This window comes from Candidatus Methylomirabilota bacterium (assembly GCA_027293415.1).
GTDB lineage: Bacteria > Methylomirabilota > Methylomirabilia > Methylomirabilales > CSP1-5 > CSP1-5.
In genome coordinates, this window is record JAPUFX010000003.1 from 1 (window position 1) to 16462 (window position 16462).

15 protein-coding genes are annotated in these 16462 nt (G+C 61.0%); 10 read left to right on the top strand and 5 right to left on the bottom strand.

Annotated elements, in window-relative coordinates; translation table 11 throughout:
• From O6929_00055 to O6929_00075, 5 genes are all read left to right on the top strand, one after another.
• A partial coding sequence (locus O6929_00055) for a thermonuclease family protein (protein MCZ6478788.1) occupies positions 1–143 on the top strand: 143 nt, incomplete at its 5' end.
• Positions 140–1354, top strand: coding sequence for a tetratricopeptide repeat protein (locus O6929_00060; protein MCZ6478789.1), 1215 nt, complete (start codon positions 140–142; stop codon positions 1352–1354). The genes O6929_00055 and O6929_00060, both read left to right, overlap by 4 nt.
• A 72-nt stretch (positions 1355–1426) precedes the next feature.
• A complete protein-coding gene (locus tag O6929_00065) occupies positions 1427–1795 on the top strand; it encodes a hypothetical protein (GenBank protein ID MCZ6478790.1) in 369 nt (122 codons plus the stop codon).
• A 34-nt stretch (positions 1796–1829) separates the two neighbouring features.
• Positions 1830–2375, top strand: coding sequence for a flavin reductase family protein (locus O6929_00070; protein MCZ6478791.1), 546 nt, complete (start codon positions 1830–1832; stop codon positions 2373–2375).
• 162 nt (positions 2376–2537) lie between these two features.
• On the top strand, positions 2538–3302 hold the full coding sequence (locus tag O6929_00075; GenBank protein MCZ6478792.1) for a response regulator: 765 nt from the start codon (positions 2538–2540) through the stop codon (positions 3300–3302).
• Positions 3303–3393: 91 nt separating this feature from the next.
• Here O6929_00075 and O6929_00080 read toward each other — a convergent pair whose 3' ends face one another.
• Positions 3394–4059, bottom strand: a complete 666-nt coding sequence (locus O6929_00080) for a YqgE/AlgH family protein (protein ID MCZ6478793.1) — start codon at positions 4057–4059, stop codon at positions 3394–3396.
• Positions 4060–5456: 1397 nt separating this feature from the next.
• Positions 5457–5897: a tetratricopeptide repeat protein gene (locus tag O6929_00085; protein MCZ6478794.1), complete on the bottom strand. Its 441-nt coding sequence runs from the start codon at positions 5895–5897 to the stop codon at positions 5457–5459.
• Positions 5898–6150: 253 nt separating this feature from the next.
• Here O6929_00085 and ftsE point away from each other — a divergent pair, with 253 nt between their 5' ends.
• From ftsE to tsaD, 5 genes are all read left to right on the top strand, one after another.
• Positions 6151–6813: a cell division ATP-binding protein FtsE gene (ftsE, locus tag O6929_00090; protein ID MCZ6478795.1), complete on the top strand. Its 663-nt coding sequence runs from the start codon at positions 6151–6153 to the stop codon at positions 6811–6813.
• A gap of 3 nt (positions 6814–6816) precedes the next feature.
• On the top strand, positions 6817–7719 hold the full coding sequence (locus tag O6929_00095; protein ID MCZ6478796.1) for a permease-like cell division protein FtsX: 903 nt from the start codon (positions 6817–6819) through the stop codon (positions 7717–7719).
• 7 nt (positions 7720–7726) lie between these two features.
• Entirely contained in the window at positions 7727–8896 is a 1170-nt protein-coding gene (locus tag O6929_00100) for a peptidoglycan DD-metalloendopeptidase family protein (GenBank protein ID MCZ6478797.1), read from the top strand.
• 97 nt (positions 8897–8993) lie between these two features.
• On the top strand, positions 8994–10283 hold the full coding sequence (locus O6929_00105) for a S41 family peptidase (protein MCZ6478798.1): 1290 nt from the start codon (positions 8994–8996) through the stop codon (positions 10281–10283).
• Between the two features lie 96 nt (positions 10284–10379).
• Positions 10380–11447, top strand: a complete 1068-nt coding sequence (tsaD, locus tag O6929_00110; protein MCZ6478799.1) for a tRNA (adenosine(37)-N6)-threonylcarbamoyltransferase complex transferase subunit TsaD — start codon at positions 10380–10382, stop codon at positions 11445–11447.
• Positions 11448–11526: 79 nt separating this feature from the next.
• Here the strand turns inward: tsaD and O6929_00115 are convergent, their stop codons facing one another.
• Genes O6929_00115 through rfaE2 form a run of 3 tightly spaced genes read right to left on the bottom strand, consistent with a single transcriptional unit; the run spans position 11527 to position 16456 of the window.
• A complete protein-coding gene (locus tag O6929_00115; GenBank protein ID MCZ6478800.1) occupies positions 11527–12504 on the bottom strand; it encodes a peptidylprolyl isomerase in 978 nt (325 codons plus the stop codon).
• A complete protein-coding gene (gene mfd / locus O6929_00120; protein MCZ6478801.1) occupies positions 12504–15968 on the bottom strand; it encodes a transcription-repair coupling factor in 3465 nt (1154 codons plus the stop codon). The genes O6929_00115 and mfd overlap by 1 nt, the downstream gene beginning before the upstream one ends.
• Complete coding sequence (gene rfaE2 / locus O6929_00125; GenBank protein MCZ6478802.1) at positions 15965–16456, bottom strand: D-glycero-beta-D-manno-heptose 1-phosphate adenylyltransferase; 492 nt, start codon at positions 16454–16456, stop codon at positions 15965–15967. The genes mfd and rfaE2 overlap by 4 nt, the downstream gene beginning before the upstream one ends.
• Positions 16457–16462 lie beyond the last annotated feature (6 nt).

Below are 16462 nucleotides of genomic sequence, written 5' to 3' on the forward strand. Positions count from 1 at the left end.
AGGACGGCACCTTCGTAAATGCCTGGCTAGTGGAGAATGGGTACGCGATGGTGATGACGATTCCACCCAACATCAAGCATCAGGATCTGTTTCTGAAATTGCAGCGGGAGGCGAGGGAGGCGAGAAGGGGACTTTGGAGATGAGTCTATATGTGTTCCTTCGCAGAGTTCTGGTTTCCTTTTTTTTGCCGTTCCTCCTGCTGACCACGCTTTTGCCTGCCTCTGCCCAGGAGGCATTGTGGGTGGAGCTAAGTGCTAAGGCCTGGACGCTTTATCAACAAGGACGGTATTCAGAAGGGATCAAGGTAGCTAAAGAGGCATTAAAAGTTGCAGAAAGTGGAGTTGGTCCTAACCATCCCGCTGTGGCGACTTCGCTGAACAATCTGGCGGCGCTTTATAAAGCCCAAGGCAAGTATGCCGGCGCCGAGCCGCTGTACCAGCGGGCCCTGGCGATAGATGAGAAGGCCCTGGGGAAAGATCACCCCGCCGTTGCAAGAGACCTGAACAATCTGGGGGGGCTGTATGATCTCCAAGGCAAGTATGCCGAGGCCGAGCCGCTGTACCAGCGGGCGTTGGCAATAATGGAAAAGGCCCTGGGGCCAGACCATCCCCGGGTGGCGACTGCGCTGGGGAATCTGGCGGAGCTATACCGAGCCCAGGGGAAGTATGCCGAGGCCGAGCCCCTGTACAAGCGGGCGTTGGCGATACATGAAAAGACCCTTGGGAAAGATCGCCCCGACGTTGCAACTGACCTCAACAATCTGGCAAGCCTGTATCAGGCCCAGGGGAAGTATGCCGAGGCCGAGCCCCTGTTCAAGCGGGCATTGGCCATATGGGAAAAAGCGCTAGGCCCAGCCCATCCCCGTGTAGCCCTATCCCTGAACAATCTGGGGGCGCTATATCGAGCCCAGGGCAAGTATGCCGAGGCCGAGCCGTTGTTCAAGCGTTCCCTGGCCATACGGGAAAAGGCCCTGGGGCCAGACCATCCCGAGGTGGCGGCGTCGCTGAACAACCTGGCGGGGGTGTATCAAGCCCAGGGTAAGTATGCCGAGGCCGAGTCCCTGTACCAGCAGGCCCTCGTGATAGCGAAAAAGACCTTGGGGCCAGACCATCCCTATGTGGCGGCGACGCTGACCAACCTGGCGGGAGTGTATCAAGCTCAGGGCAACTATGCCGAGGCCGAGTCCCTGTACCAGCAGGCCCTCGTGATAGCGAAAAAGACCTTGGGGCCAGACGATCCGAAAGTGGCGACTGTGTTGGAGAAAATGGCACGGTTTTACAAGAAGGCGGGAAAGCAAGAAGAAGCAGAAAAGTTCGAAGAACAGGCAAAGGCAATTCATGCGAAGAGTCCGTGACCAGCGTCCGACCTCGCATAGGCTTCAGGAACGGTATAAACCAAACCACGACCGAACCCGGGAGATAGCGTGATGATTCCGCACCTCGTGTACAAAAATATTCACCTCATCGGCGTTTTTATGGTCCTCATGGCGTTGGGAGGTCTTCTCCTTCATCGTATCAATGGAGGCACCCAGCAACACGCATGGAGAAAGCCTGTCGCCATCACGCACGGCGTAGGCATGTTTCTGATTCTGCTTGGGGGGTTCGGTATGTTGGCTCGCCTCGACATTTTTTTGTCGTGGCCGGGGTGGGTTACCGTCAAGGCGATTATTTGGATCGTCTTGGGAGCTCTCATCGCCGTCATTTTTCGCAAACCCACCTTGGCAAAGCCTCTCTGGTGGATCACCATTGTTCTTGGGGGCCTTGCAGCCTATTTGGCCGGGAACAAGCCTTTCTGATCTTTCAGAAGCTGACTCTCGCAGGCAGGTGCGCATGGATCAGAGCAGCATTGCGGCGGTGCTCGGCAAGATAGATTTCGAAGTCTTCGTCCTCACGGCGGCGGACAGAGACCGGCGCAATGGCCAGATCGTGTGCTGGGTGATGCCCGCGACGATCGTCCCACAGGTCCCTCGCATCATAGTAGGTGTCGGCAGGATGAACTATACCCGTGAGCTCATCGAAGCGAGCCGGAAGTTTGCACTGAATCTGCTCGCGAAGGATCAATGGTCGTGGGTTTCCCACTTCGGCTTCCAGTCAGGGCGGCAGGTGGACAAGTTCGCCACCGTTCCCTTCGAGCGTGGGATAACGGGTTCCCCCCTCCTCTCCGGGATCGTGGGCTACCTGGAGTGCGAAGTCCGGTCTGTCCTGGACGGCGGCGCCCACCTCTTTTACCTGGCCGACGTGTTGGAAGGGACGCTCGTAGCCAACCGGGATCCCCTGCGCCTCCATCAGCTGTTTGAGGTGCTGCCCCCCGAGGATATCGCAACCATGAAACGCCTCCTCGAGCAGGACATCCCCCGAGATCTTTCACTCCTCTGAAAATACCATCGTTTTCCACCAGGATTGGGGGCAGCAGGTCACGGCAAGATGTTACCGCTGGCCCGTCTTTTGCACCCCTCTACTTCTAAAAACTCGCCCGAGGAGGGTTTTCCCACCAACCCGTTGCACACCTGACTTTTTGTCCTCGGACGGAGGCACCGCATGGCTGAGACGATCCTAGTTGTGGACGACGATCCCGCCGTCCGGGAGGTGTTGGGGGAGGGGCTTGCCCAACGCGGCTACCGGGTGCTCACGGCACCGGACGGCGTCGAAGGTCTGCGCCTGGCCAGGGTGGAGCACCCAACCCTTGTCATCGCCGACGTGCTGATGCCTGGTCTCAACGGGTGGGAGTTCTGCCGGCAGGTCCGAGAGGATCCTACCTTGGCCGGAATCCCGTTCCTGTTCTTGAGTTCCGTCAGCGATCCCTCGGACCGGGCCCACGGCCTGTCGCTTGGCGCCGACGACTATGTGCCCAAGCCCGTCAACCTCCGCGAGCTAGAAATCCGTATCCAGCGTATCCTGCGCCGGGGGACGCCGGGAATAGATGCCCCCCTCAGCGGCGAGCTGAGTCGCCTCCCCCCGCCGGACCTCCTCCAACTCCTCACCACCCACAAGCAGACCGGTATCCTCCGCATCCTCACCCCAGCGGGCCAGGCAGAAGTCACCATCCGCGACGGCAAGGTCCTCGCTGCAACCTTCGGGGATGTCCGCGGACGAGAAGCGCTATTCCAACTCGTGGCTCAGGAGGCTGGCCACTTTCGTTTTGACGCGGTGCAGGTGTACGCCCAGGACGAGGTCCAAATGGACGTCCAGGAAATCATCCTTGCGGCCATTCACCATCGGGACGAGTCGGACCTCCGCTCGCCTACTCCTGCTGGTGAAGACGAGGATCCAACCGATCACCCCTCACCTGATTCTGCTCGGTAAGGGCCCGGGCGACAACGGGCCTAGTTTTCTCCACTCCGGGTAATGTCCCGCGCGGATCTTGCGGGGGGTTTCCTTGATGAATCAACCGAGCTTAGATGGTATGCCGCGGGACGCTGACCGGCAATCCCTCGGGCAGTTCGCGGGCCCTGTCGAGGCGGTCGCACGCGGGGGTCTCGAACAGCAGGTCGAGCAAAGCCTCTGGTTGGGGATAGACCACTTGCCAATGACCGGCGGCAATTTCGCCATGCAGCTGGCCGGGTGCCCAGCTGGAAATCCCCAGACAGGCAACCACTTGCTTGACCCCTGCCGTCCCAGCAGCCAGATTCTCGAGCAGTTCAGGGGCGCGGGTGATCGCCAGGAAGCCGAGGTCCCAGGAAGGAGCCCACTTCCCCGGGGGGGCATGAATAATAGACAGGACCCGGTCTCGACCGACGGGACCCCCGTACAGCACTTCCGATTGCGCGTATCGATCGAAGATAGTGCGGTCCTTGAAAGGGGCGTTCATCCGGGCCATCATGCGGCCCAGGCTCCGATGACCTGGCTTGTTGACGATCAGACCCGTCGACCCCTGTTTCCCTTGTTCGAACAGAAGTACGACCGAGTCGCGGAACGGTGGAGTCTTGATCCTGGCGAGTAGCAGTGCCCCTGCAATCGGCGGCTTTTCGGCCGCCCACGCGGCGTATGGGGTGAAGAAGAGGGAGAGGCTCCCGAGCCCTACGAGAGACAGGAACGTTCTGCGGTCTAAGGCCTGTTCCATTGGGAAGGCTCCTTTTCAGGAAAAGTTTCCCTCGCACTTCATCGAGGGAAATGCACCTCGCCCGGATTATTCACGAAGAGGTGAATATCCGCCCTCCGGGCTTCGACTCCGCCCGCGTTTGCCGGGCGTCGCTCAGGGCTAGCCTCGACCACAAATCTTGCCCGGTTGCCAAGGCGGAGCGAACAGGGACTCCTGCTGCCGAGCGCGCTTTATAGAAACGACACTCCGCGGTGCGTTACTCCGTCAGTCATTTTGCCCTGGCAAAGGGATAATCGCAACCCCAAAGCCGAGGACCCTCAACAGGCGGAGTGATTTCCAGTACGAAATGAGAGGAAGGCCAGCAATCGAGATCGCCCGATTACACGATGGCTTGGGCCCCGGGCACTCAGGAAGAAGGCTCGTCTACCGTACGGGAGAGGGATCGGCCGGAGCCCCCAATCGATCTGAGGAGGCCCACAACCTTCCGGGAGCGGGGCGGGGGATCAGGGATCGCCTGGGAGATGTGGGGTCTCGAAGGCGACCCAGAGTCGGGGGTCCGGTCATTAAGCGTACTCGGAAAGAGATTTATGAACCTTTGCGGGGCGAGAGGCCCCCGGAGGAATTCGATCCCGTGGCGGATCAGCCCAGAGTCGTCACTCGAATGCGCTACCCATCGCACCCTGCCGCGAATTCGGTCCGGTTGGGAGGCGTACAGCGTGAGCTCGACTCGGGTCCGAGGGGGAATCCGTTGGGGTAAAAAGATCATTGCTCCGCTTCGGCTGATGTTCCCGGTATGGCCCTCCAAGAGAGACGCGGAGGCTCTGCCAACTCGACAAGAAACCGGTAGCTTGATCGGGAACCGTTGGGTTACCCGCTGTCGCAATGATCCCTTCTGAGGCAAAGCCTTGAGGAGAGACTCGTAATAGGAGGGTGCGAGCTGGAGGAATTCCACGCCATGAAAGTAAAAGTTTCGTTGGCCGCCCGCGCGTACCCAAACGACAACTGCCTCGGCTTCGACAACTTCCGGCTCTGCGAAAATGACGAGGCCCAACCTCCATCCCAGATGGAGTGCGCATGGCAGCTTCAGGGAGGCCCCCCGTTCTCCCAGGTCCTCGGTCCACCCAGTTCCTGTTGGGCAAGCCTCTTCCTGGCCCAACTTCAAATACGCCACGGGAAATCGAAGGGCATATCGACAAAATCGCTTCCGCATATCCACTCGCCAGCTGCAACATCAGTGCCAGCACCTTGCTCTGTCCCCAAATATCCGTGACCGGCTCAGTCCGCAATTTCACCCTGTTACGAACCTGAGGGACGAACACACCGGCACCCTTCCGCGCCTATCACCGCCGACGAATGGCAGGCGGGTGCAGGAGTCACCCGGATCGCGGAGAGATCAACGATGAAGGAAAGGAATCGGATCATTGTGTGCGGCGGAGCACTTCGATGCGTGTCCGGATCGCGGAGCCGTCCGCCGCCCCCGAGTCGATTTCAAGATACCGCTCGTACGAGGCGACGGCGTCGGGAAATCTGCCCTGCCGTTCGAAAAGGAGGGCCAGACTTTTGTGGAGCGTAGGTTCCCCGGGGCTGAGATGGAGCGCAGCCTGATATTCGCGGATCGCTTCCTCGATCTGGCCGATACCTTCATAGTATTGCGCCCGCTCGCGATGCATTGCGGGGGAGGACCCTGCCACCGAGGGGGTGGCTCTCGGGGCCCCCCAAAGCGAGATGAGAGCGGCGACTAGAACCAAGAGGCACACCCCTCCAAGAAAGAAATTGATACGCCTGTCAAGCCAAAATCGAGAGAGGGGAATCCGGCGTCGGCGCGGCACAGGCGGCTGGGGCACTTTTGGCATCATCATTGCTCTGCGCATCCTTCGGTACGACCCAGACGTTCATGCTAGAGAAGAGTCCAGGGCTTGTCAATGCTGTCCCGTCTCAGCCATGGGCCGCACGCAGCGGGAGTAGCGCATGGGAGCGCGGGTCCTTTCACCTCTGATCACCCCTGATAGGGTCGTTGCACAGTCCAGCCCCGAGGAGTTTGGAGTTGCAAATTTCCAGGGAACGCGCTAGCCTCCAGCGAGAATAGGGCTGCCGCGAATCCAAGGAGACGTTATGATTCAAATGTTTCAGGTCTCCAAGGTCTATCCAAAACAGGTGGAGGCCCTTTTGGACATCAACCTTCACATCCAGAAGGGCGAATTCGTCTTCCTCTGCGGCCCGAGCGGTGCCGGAAAAACGACATTGCTCCGCCTCATCCTCCGGGATGACGTTCCCACCTCCGGCCAGATTCTCGTGAACGGCCGCAATGTCATCCGGATGCGCAAAAATAGGCTCCCCCCATTTCGGCGCACTCTCGGCCTGATCTTCCAGGACTTCAAGCTCCTCATGGACCGGACTGTGTATGACAACCTCCGCCTGGTTACCCGCGTCCTCGGGATTCCCGACTCCATCAGCCGGCGCAAGATCGGCCGCCTCTTGACGCAGATGGGCCTCCTCCAGAAAGCCTACCAGATTCCCTACATGCTCTCCGGCGGGGAACAGCAGCGGGTCGCCATCGCGCGAGCCCTTTTGAGCGACCCGACGATTCTGCTAGCGGATGAGCCGACCGGCAACCTCGACCCCGACCTGGCCCTGGATATCATGCGCCTCTTGGCCGATGTGAATGTCCGGGGAACCACGGTGGTGGTCGCGACCCATAACCCCAGCCTCGTGTCTGAAATGGGCCGGCGCGCCCTCATCCTGAAGCATGGACGCTTGGTGGAGGAGATCCCTTAACCCATGCTTTGGGAGCGCTTCCAGCACCTCCTGGGCGAAACGTTCATCAACTTCCGGAGGGGGGGCTGGGGAGTTGTAGCCTCGATCGGGGCCTTCACCGTGGCCTTCCTGGTGACGGGAATCTTCCTGCTCCTTGCCCTGAACCTCAGTATCGTCGTGGCCCAGTGGGCCGAGGACTTCCAGGTCGTCGTCTTTCTGCACGATGGCAATACGCCAGACCAGCTAACCCTCCTCCGCAAACGACTGGATAAGGAGCTCGCGGTTCGGGAGGTGACCTACGTCTCCAAATCCCAGGCCTTGGCCGACTTCCGAATACAGATCCGCGATCAGGGAAGTCTCTTGGAGGGCCTGAAGGATAACCCCCTGCCTGCCTCCTTTCAGTTCCGGATCCACAAAAAATACCAGACGGCGGACGCCCTCAGGCAACTTGCCGTATCCCTCAAGCAGATGGAGCGTGTGGAAGATGTCCTGTACGGTCAGGAGTGGATTGAGCGTCTCACCGGTATCATTCAGGTGATGAAGATCCTCGGGATCGTGATCGGGGGGGTCCTGGGGGTGACGTCACTCTTTATCGTGGCGAACACAATCCGCTTGGCGGTGTATGCGCGGGCCGAGGAAATCGAGATCATGCGCCTCGTCGGGGCGACCCGGGCCTATATCCAGCTTCCCCTCATTCTCGAAGGCAGTCTCCAAGGCGGGGTGGGAGCCGCCTTGGCCCTGGGCCTTCTCTACGCGCTCTTCCGGGCCACGCTGTGGCAATTGGGGACGTCCGCTCCCACCATCTTTTCCGAATCTGAAATGGGCCAGTTCCTCGAGGCCGGGTACCAAATGGCCATGGTCGGCACCGGCGCCCTCCTCGGGGGGGTGGGCAGTCTGGTAGCCGTTCGACGGTTTCTCAGGGTGTAGCCAAGACATGAAACGTATCAGCACCGCAATAGTAATCACTACCCTTGCGCTGGGCGTGCTCACCGGAGGTCTTCAGGCCGATGAGCAGGGAACCCTTCGCGAGAAGAAGCAGAAGCTCCAGCAGCTCAAGGGGCAGATCGAGAAGGAACGGAAGAAGGCCAAAGAAACCGCTGCGACGGAGGCCGCCGTCCAGGTCACGCTGAAAAAGATTGACCGACAGCTTCGGCGGAAAGGGAAGAAGCTCAAGGTGCTGGGGACCCGACTCCGATCCGAGCAGCAGGCCATTCGCAAGCTGAGCAAAAAAATCACGCGGGCGGAGCGGGAACTCAAGAAGACCGAAGCGCGCTGGGCCGGCCGGGTTCGGGCTCTGTATAAGCAAGGACAGTTTGGTTACTTCCGCCTGCTCTTCTCTGCCGAGAGCCTCACCGACATGGCGCGACGGATGAAATACCTCGGTGTCATCACGGCCCAGGACCAGATCCTCAGCGAACGCTACTCCTCCGAGCTGGCCGCGTTTACCCAGAAGAAGGAGGCACTGCAGTCCCGCCGGGCCGCGCTGGCCAGGGATCGGAACCGCCTCCGGGCAACGCGGGCGGAGGTCGCCGATGAGAAGTGGCGGAAGCGCATCCTGCTGGCCAGGCTCCAGGAGGAAAAGCAGGGCTACCTCACCGCGATCCGGGAATTCGAGGCGGTCTCCACCCGGCTGCAGCAATTCATCAACCAGCTCAGTAAGCAGGAGAAGGCCGCCTCGCCTCCACTCGTAGGCCTATTTGCTGCCCGCAAGGGCAAGCTACCCTGGCCCACCGACGGAGAGGTCGCCTTCCGCTTTGGCCGGCAGAAGAATCGCAAGCTCAAGATCGTGACCTTCAACAAGGGGATCGGCATTCGCGCCCCCCTCGGTCGGCAGATCCAAGCGGTCTATGATGGAACGGTCCTCTATGCCGACTGGTTCCGGGGCTATGGCAGGCTGATCATCTTGGACCACGGCCATGGCTTCTATTCTCTCTACGCACATGGGTCCGAGCTCCTGGTCCAGGTGGGCGATGGGGTACGGGCCGGCCAGGTCATCGGGCGGGTGGGGGAGACCGGATCGCTCGAGGGTCCCCAGCTCTACTTTGAACTGCGCCACCGGGGAAACCCGCAGGACCCTCTCGTGTGGCTCTCGCCCCGGCAGTGAAGTTTTTCGCGAACCGCCCGCATTGTGGTATACTCATTGCATTCTCGACGGGGCATCCCAGACAGATAACGAAGTGCATGTACAGGAGGTTTCCACGATGCTTTCCGGGAAGCTCGCAGGGCGGATACGAGTCATTCTGATCTTCGGACTCTTAACCGTGGTGATCGTGATCAGCGGTGTCCACAAGCGGGTCGTGGCGACGGAGGAGGCCTACGACACGCTCAAGGTCTTCACCGAGGTCCTCACGCTTGTGCAGAGCAACTACGTCGAGTCTACCGACTCCCAGGACCTGATCTACGGGGCGATCCGGGGAATGCTGGACACGCTCGACCCCCACAGCTCCTTCATGACCCCCGACGTCTATAAAGAGATGCAGGTCGAAACGCAAGGAAGCTTCGGCGGGCTCGGGATCGAGATCACGGTGCGGGACCACCAGCTGACGGTGGTGGCGCCCATCGATGGGACCCCGGCACAGCGGGCCGGGATCTATGCGGGGGATCACATTATCCGGATCGACGATGAGCCGACCAAAAAGATGACCTTGATGGAAGCGGTCCGAAAGCTCCGGGGACCCAAGGGGTCCGAGGTGACTATCACGATTCTCCGAGAGGGCCAGGAGGCCTTTGAGGTACCCATCACCCGCGACATTATCGAAGTCCATAGCGTTCGCACGTCGGATCTTCTCGAAGCCGGGGTCGGCTACATTCGGGTGGCCTCGTTTCAGGAACGCACCGCCCGGGACCTAGAGGAGGCGCTCAAGGAGCTGAAGGAGCAAGGGATGCGCGGCCTGATCCTCGACCTGCGGAACAACCCCGGAGGGCTACTAAATCAGGCAGTCCTGGCGACTGATCTCTTCCTGGAGAAGGGAAAGCTGATCGTCTCGACCGAGGGACGAGTCAAAAACCAGAACCTCCGCTTCGTCGACGAACATGAAAATCCCGAGTCGTTCCCGATGGTCGTCCTGGTGAATAAGGGTTCGGCCAGCGCCTCCGAGATTGTGGCTGGAGCTCTGCAGGACCACCAGCGGGCGATCCTGATAGGAACCACGACCTTTGGTAAGGGTTCAGTCCAAACCGTAATTCCGCTCAACGATGGCTCGGGTCTCAGGCTGACCACCGCTAAATACTTCACCCCCAAGCAGCGCCTCATCCACGGGGAGGGCCTCACGCCGGATATCATCGTGGAGCCTCCCAAGCCACCGACAACTGCCCAGGCCCATATCGACCAGCGGAAGAAGCCCATCGGCGAGCAGGAGGGGGATACCTCCCAACCCCTCGGCCGACGCCCCCCGGACCCCAAAAAGGATCTGCAGCTCGGACGGGCGGTAGAGGTCCTGAGGGCTATTCTGATCTACGAGCGGCCCCAGGGGTCGGTGGCCTCCAGCTAAAGGCGAAACCACACGTTGCTGTCAGCTGTCGGCGGTCAGCTTCACGAAGCAGAACGTGATTGCTGATTGTTGACAGCTGATAGCTTTTTGGGAAACATGTCTGACCTCATTCTGGGCATCGAGACCTCGTGTGACGAAACGGCCGCTGCGGTGGTGGAGGGGAGCGAGAAGATCCGTTCCAACATCGTGGCCTCACAAGTGAAATTGCATGCGCCCTACGGGGGAATCGTGCCAGAGTTGGCTTCCCGGCGCCACCTGGAGATGATCGTGCCAGTCATCCAGCTGGCGGTCACGGAGGCCGGGACGGATTTCGCTGACCTGACGGGCCTCGCTGTCACGGTCGGTCCCGGCCTCGTGGGTTCTCTCCTCGTCGGGATGTCGTCAGCCAAGGCGCTGGCGTATACCCTGCGCAAGCCCCTCGTTGGTGTCAATCACATCGAGGGCCATCTTTACGCCGTGTTCCTCGACCATCCGCATCTCGAATGCCCGTATGTCGCCTTGGTGGCTTCGGGGGGCCATACGCACTTGTACCACGCGGAGGCGCCGGGGACATGTCGCCTTTTAGGTTGTACCCGAGACGACGCGGCCGGAGAGGCCTTTGACAAGGTCGCCAAGGTCCTCGGACTTCCCTACCCGGGAGGCCCCCACATCGAACAGGTGGCGCGCGCCGGGGACCCCCGAGCAGTTTCCCTCCCGCGGCCGATCATCGGCCATGGGTCGTTGGACTTCAGTTTCAGTGGACTCAAGACCGCGGTCATCCAGTATCTGGAGAGGAGAGGCTACAGGACGCCACGGCGACGGGGCGCGACACGGATGGATGCTTCCGACCGCGAACCCACCGTTCTCAACCCCCAATTAGTAGCGGACATCGCGGCCAGTTTCCAGCAGGCGGTCGTGGATGTCCTCACGCGCAATGCGATCAGAGCCGCCAAGCGCGTCGGGAGCTCGCGGATCCTTCTCACCGGCGGGGTGGCCTGCAACCAATCTCTCCGGCAACATCTGGCGCAAAGGGCGAACCGTGATGAGATAGAGGTGTTCTGGCCGCGGCGTGAGCTTTGTACCGACAACGCAGCCATGATCGCCGCAGCCGGGTACGCCCGCCTTCGTCGGGGAGAGGTCGCCTCTCTTGACCTCAATGCCGTCGCCGACCTCCCCCTCTGTTGATTAGCGAAGAAGCTGTCCGCTGCAAGCCGTCAGCATTTTCCCAGCCGACCGCTGACTGCTGATGGCTGACTGCCCTGAATTACTCGTCAAGTCGCACGTCGATGTACGCCTTCTTTTTCAGCTCCTCAAAATACGCATTCATCCGTTTCACCAGCTTCTGGTTGAAGAGGAGCTGACGAATTTGTTCCCGGACCTGGCCACTCATCGCATCACCCCCCGTGCGCTCCTCGACCTTGATGATATTGAACCCCGCGTCAGTTGTGATGATGTCGCTGATGCCCCCCGGCTCTAGAGAAAAAGCGGCGGACTCCAGGGCCGGGTGCAGGTCCCCCTTTTGAATCACGCCCAAGTCACCCCCGTCCTTGGCTGCTGCGCTGTCAGAATGCTCAGCCGCGATCATGGCAAAATCGGCCCCATCTTGAAGGTGCCCGAGCACCTTTGCCGCACGGGCCCGAGCCTGCGTGAGATCCTCGGATGAGGGATCTTCCGGGAGACGCATCAGAATATGCCGGATTCGGACGGAGTCAGGCTTCCGGAATTGGTCGGCGTGATCATGATAATACTGCGTAATCTCTTCGTCGGACACGATGACGCTCGTCCGCACGTTGCGCACAAGGAGCGCGTCCACAACCAGCTGCTCCCCCACCCTCGTCTTAAACTCTTCGAGGGTCAGGTTCTGCTGCTTGAGGGCCTCGGCGAACTCGGCATCGCTTATGATGCCGTTCTGCTTTTTGATCTGTTCGATGGCTGCCGTCACTTGTTCCTGATCCACGACGATGTTTTCCTTCGCCGCCTCCTGCAGCTGCAATTGGCGAAGGATCAAGGCATCAAGAATCTGTCGCTCGGTAATCTGCAGTTGCCCCGCGGGGTTCTGTTTCCGCAACTCGTCCCGCATGCGCTGGATAAGAGGCTTTCCCTCCTGCTGGAGCTGGCTGAGGGTAATTACCTCGTCGTTGACTATGGCAACTACCTTATCGATGAGGACACCCTCTCCGGCGACCACCGCCGCTCCCCAGACCAGCAGCGTAAGGCCCAGGATCAGTCGGTGCTGGTGCATCATGACCCTCCCGAACCGCCGAGCGGCTGACCGCAGGGCTCGTGCATTTCTTGGAGCAGGGCTTTGATTCTTGCGATCCGCTCGAGGGTTGAGGTGCTGTCACAGCTCAGCTCCAAGGTATCCTCCGGCAGATACCGGAGTGCTCCTCCCATCGCCTCAAGAAGGGTCAAGATCCGCTCCGGCGGGACGGTCGGGGCTGGCCCGAACGCAATCCGGACAATCCCGCGACGGGCGTCGATCTCTCTGATCCGAAGCGACCGGGCCGTCGCCTTCAGATCGAGGACCGTCAAGAGATGCTCCACTGGCGGGGGAAACGGGCCAAACCGATCTCGGAGTTCGCCGGCTAGCTCCTCGCGCTCTGCCGAGGAGGCGGCGGCCGAGAGCCGTCTGTACAACGTGAGGCGGACGGTGGCATCCGAGACGTACTCCTCAGGAATGAATGCCTCGAGCGGGAGACGAAGCACCGGATCGACCACGATTTCGCGGTCCTCCCCCTTGAGTTCTGCGACCGCCTCTTGGATGAGCTGACAGTACAGATCAAATCCCACTGCGTTGATGTGCCCGTGCTGCTCTACCCCCAAGAGATTTCCCGCCCCCCGGATCTCCAAATCTCGGGATGCGATCTTGAACCCCGAGCCCAGTTCAGTCAGCTCGGCAAGCACTTGAAGACGCTTCCGGGCACCTTCGGTGAGAGCATCCTCGCGCGGGATGAGGAGATAGGCGTGAGCCCGAAACCGATCTCGACCAACCCGACCACGAAGCTGATACAGCTGGGCTAGCCCAAACCGGTCTGCGCGATTGATAATGATGGTATTGGCCGTCGGGATATCGAGGCCCGACTCGATAATGGCCGTACAGCAGAGGAGTTGGTATCGCCTGGCGTAAAAGTCGCACATGACGCGTTCCAGCTCGTTATCCGACATCTGCCCGTGGGCCACGGCGATCTTGACGTGGGGGACCAAGCGATGGAGGAACCGTGCCATGGCCTGGATGCTCTCGACTCGGTTGTGGACAAAAAAGACCTGGCCCCCTCGGCCGATTTCCTCTTCGATCGCCTGCTGAATCACCGCGGAATCGAAACGGGTCACGTAGGTGCGAATGCTCAACCGATCCTCAGGAGGGGTCTCGATGGTGGAAACATCCCGGACCCCCAACATCGCCATATGCAGGGTCCGCGGGATGGGGGTGGCCGTCAACGTCAGGACATCCACCTCGGTCCGGAGCCTCTTGAGCCGCTCCTTCGCCGCCACGCCAAACCGTTGCTCCTCGTCCACCACGAGGAGTCCCAGATCCCGAAATCGGACGTCATTCTGCAAGAGCCGATGAGTGCCGATGACAATATCGACGGTCCCGTCCCGCAGCCCGCGGAGGACCTTTTGCTGCTCCCCGCGGGTCCGGAATCGGGACAGCACCTCCACCACAATGGGAAAGGGGGCGAAGCGGTCCGAGAACGACTGGAAGTGCTGGAGGGCCAATACGGTTGTGGGGACGAGGACGGCGACCTGCTTTCCGTCCATGACCGCCTTGAACGCCGCCCGCATGGCTACCTCAGTCTTGCCGTACCCAACATCCCCGCAGACCAGCCGGTCCATGGGTTGAGGCCGACTCATATCCGCCTTGACCTGCTGGATGGCCGTGATTTGATCGCCTGTCTCCTCAAAGGGAAAGGCCGCCTCAAACTCGCGCTGCCAGGGGGTATCCGAAGCGAAGGCGTGCCCCTCGGCCACCTGTCGGGCGGCATAGAGCTTCAAGAGCTCCTGCGCCATTTCCCGGATGGAGGCCCGCACCCGCTCCTTTGCCCGCGCCCACGACGTTGATCCCAACCGATCCAGGAGGGGGCCACTCGTCGTGGCATCGGCACCCACGTAGCGCTGGACGAGGTGGAACTTGTCCACCGGGACGTAGAGCTTATCGCCCGCTGCATACTCCAGCAGCAGGTAATCTCCCTCCGCCTCGCCCACCGTGAGCTTCTGTAGTCCGTGGAACCGCCCGATGCCATGGTCCACGTGAACCACAACATCACCAGATTTCAGATCCTCGAACGCAACAAAGGGGCGAGCCTCACGGATTTTTGGGCGTCGGACGGAGACAGCCCTGCGGGGGCCGAAGATTTCCGCCTCCGTGAGATAGGTCTGTTTCAGCGGCGCAAAATGAAAGCCGGCGGTGAGTCCCCCCTCCAGGATGTGGATGCTTCCGGGGAGGGCAGGCCCGTCGTTCACACTGGCACCCAGGTCGTGCTCGCGCAGCACCTCGCCCAGGCGCTGCGCCTGCGCCGCCCCCCTGGCCACAAGGGTAATGGCGTGCCCCTCTCGACGCCACAATCCGAGGTCACGCACCAAGGGGGTGAAGCGCCCCTGGTACGTAGCGATCGGTCGGGTCTCAAAAACGAAAGGTGCGGCTTCCTGTCCTGGTGCCGGTGCAAACGGCAAAAGGTCGATCCTGGATCGGTACGCCAGCCCCTGTCGGATCTCCTTCCACTGAAGGTGTGTCGCCCCGAGCGGGGGAAGTCCTTCACCCTGATGCCGCTCGTACTGCTCCTCCAGGAGTTCCTCCGCCGTCTCGCTTTTGGCCGTCACCTGGTCCGGGTCGTCCCAGACGAGAATCGTTTCCCGACTGAGGTATTCCCACAGGGGGACCGTCCGTCGATAGAAGTAGGGAAGATAGCGCTCGAGGCCGGGCCCGAACTTTCCCACCTCGACCGCGCCTTGAAGCAGAGGAGATCCCTTTCCCTTTGAGCGTTGCCGCGCTAACTCCCGGGATTCCGGGCGCAGGAGAATCTCCGAGAGCGGAAGGATAACCACTCCCCCCTGGCCTGGGGACGTAAGCGAACGTTGCGTCCCCAGATCAAAGGTCCGGATCGAATCGATCTCATCTCCGAAAAACTCGATACGAACCGGATGGGGCAGGTGGGGAAGGCCAATGTCCAAAATCCCCCCGCGGCGGCTGTATTCCCCTGCTTGCTCCACCTGGGGGACCGCCCGATAGCCACCGAGGTCGAGAATTTCTGCGACCTGCTCGGGAGGCACGATCCGCTGGGGGTAGAGGTGCATGGTGGCCGCATCCAGCTCCTCGGGCGGGAGGAGTCGACGAAAGAGGGCGTGGGCTGGCAGCACCAGGGCTGACAGCTCCTCGTCCCGAAGTTCACGGAGACGCTTCATCCGCTCCGCGCGCACCTCAAGCGGCGGCGAGATCGGCTGAAAGGGGGGACCTTCCGGCTCCGGAAAGAGTTCCACGCGGTCTCGGTCAAGGAAGAAGCGGAGATCTGCCGTCAGTTCCTCTGCCTCTCTGAGGGTCGCCGTCACCACCACCAGTGGCCGTTTGAGCGCCCTGGCAATTTCCCCCAGCACCAGCGCCCGCGCACCCCCCCAGAGGCCGAACAGCCGGAGCCCTCCGCCGTCCGAAAGGTCCGGCAGCCGTTCGTGAAGGTTGAGGGCCTGAAGGTCTGCAAATCGTCCGGCGATCATCCGTTTCCTCCCCGGATGCGTCGGAGGAGTTGACTGCTCGATGCCCCCTCGACGTACGACAGGGTACAGACCCGCCCCCCGCGACTCTCTACGATCTGCCGCCCGACGACTTGATCCGCCGGCCAATCACCCCCTTTGACCAGCACGTCTGGCTCGAGCGCCCGGATGACTTTCTCGGGATCCAGCTCCTCAAAAACGAGGACGTAATCGACCGCGGCCAAGGCGGTGACCAGTTCGGCCCGTTCCTCGTCAGACATCACCGGCCGGCCCGGCCCCTTCAGGGCACGGACTGAGGCGTCACTGTTGATGGCAACGATGAGGACATCTCCCAAGGTCTTGGCTTGATCCAGGTACCGAACGTGACCTCGATGGAGCAGGTCGAAACACCCATTGGTGAAGACCACCTGCTTTCCGTGTCGGCGGAGGCCCTGCGTAATGCTTGCCAGCTCCTCCAGCGTCTTGAGTTTTTCCGCATAGCCTGGCGGCATCTCGTG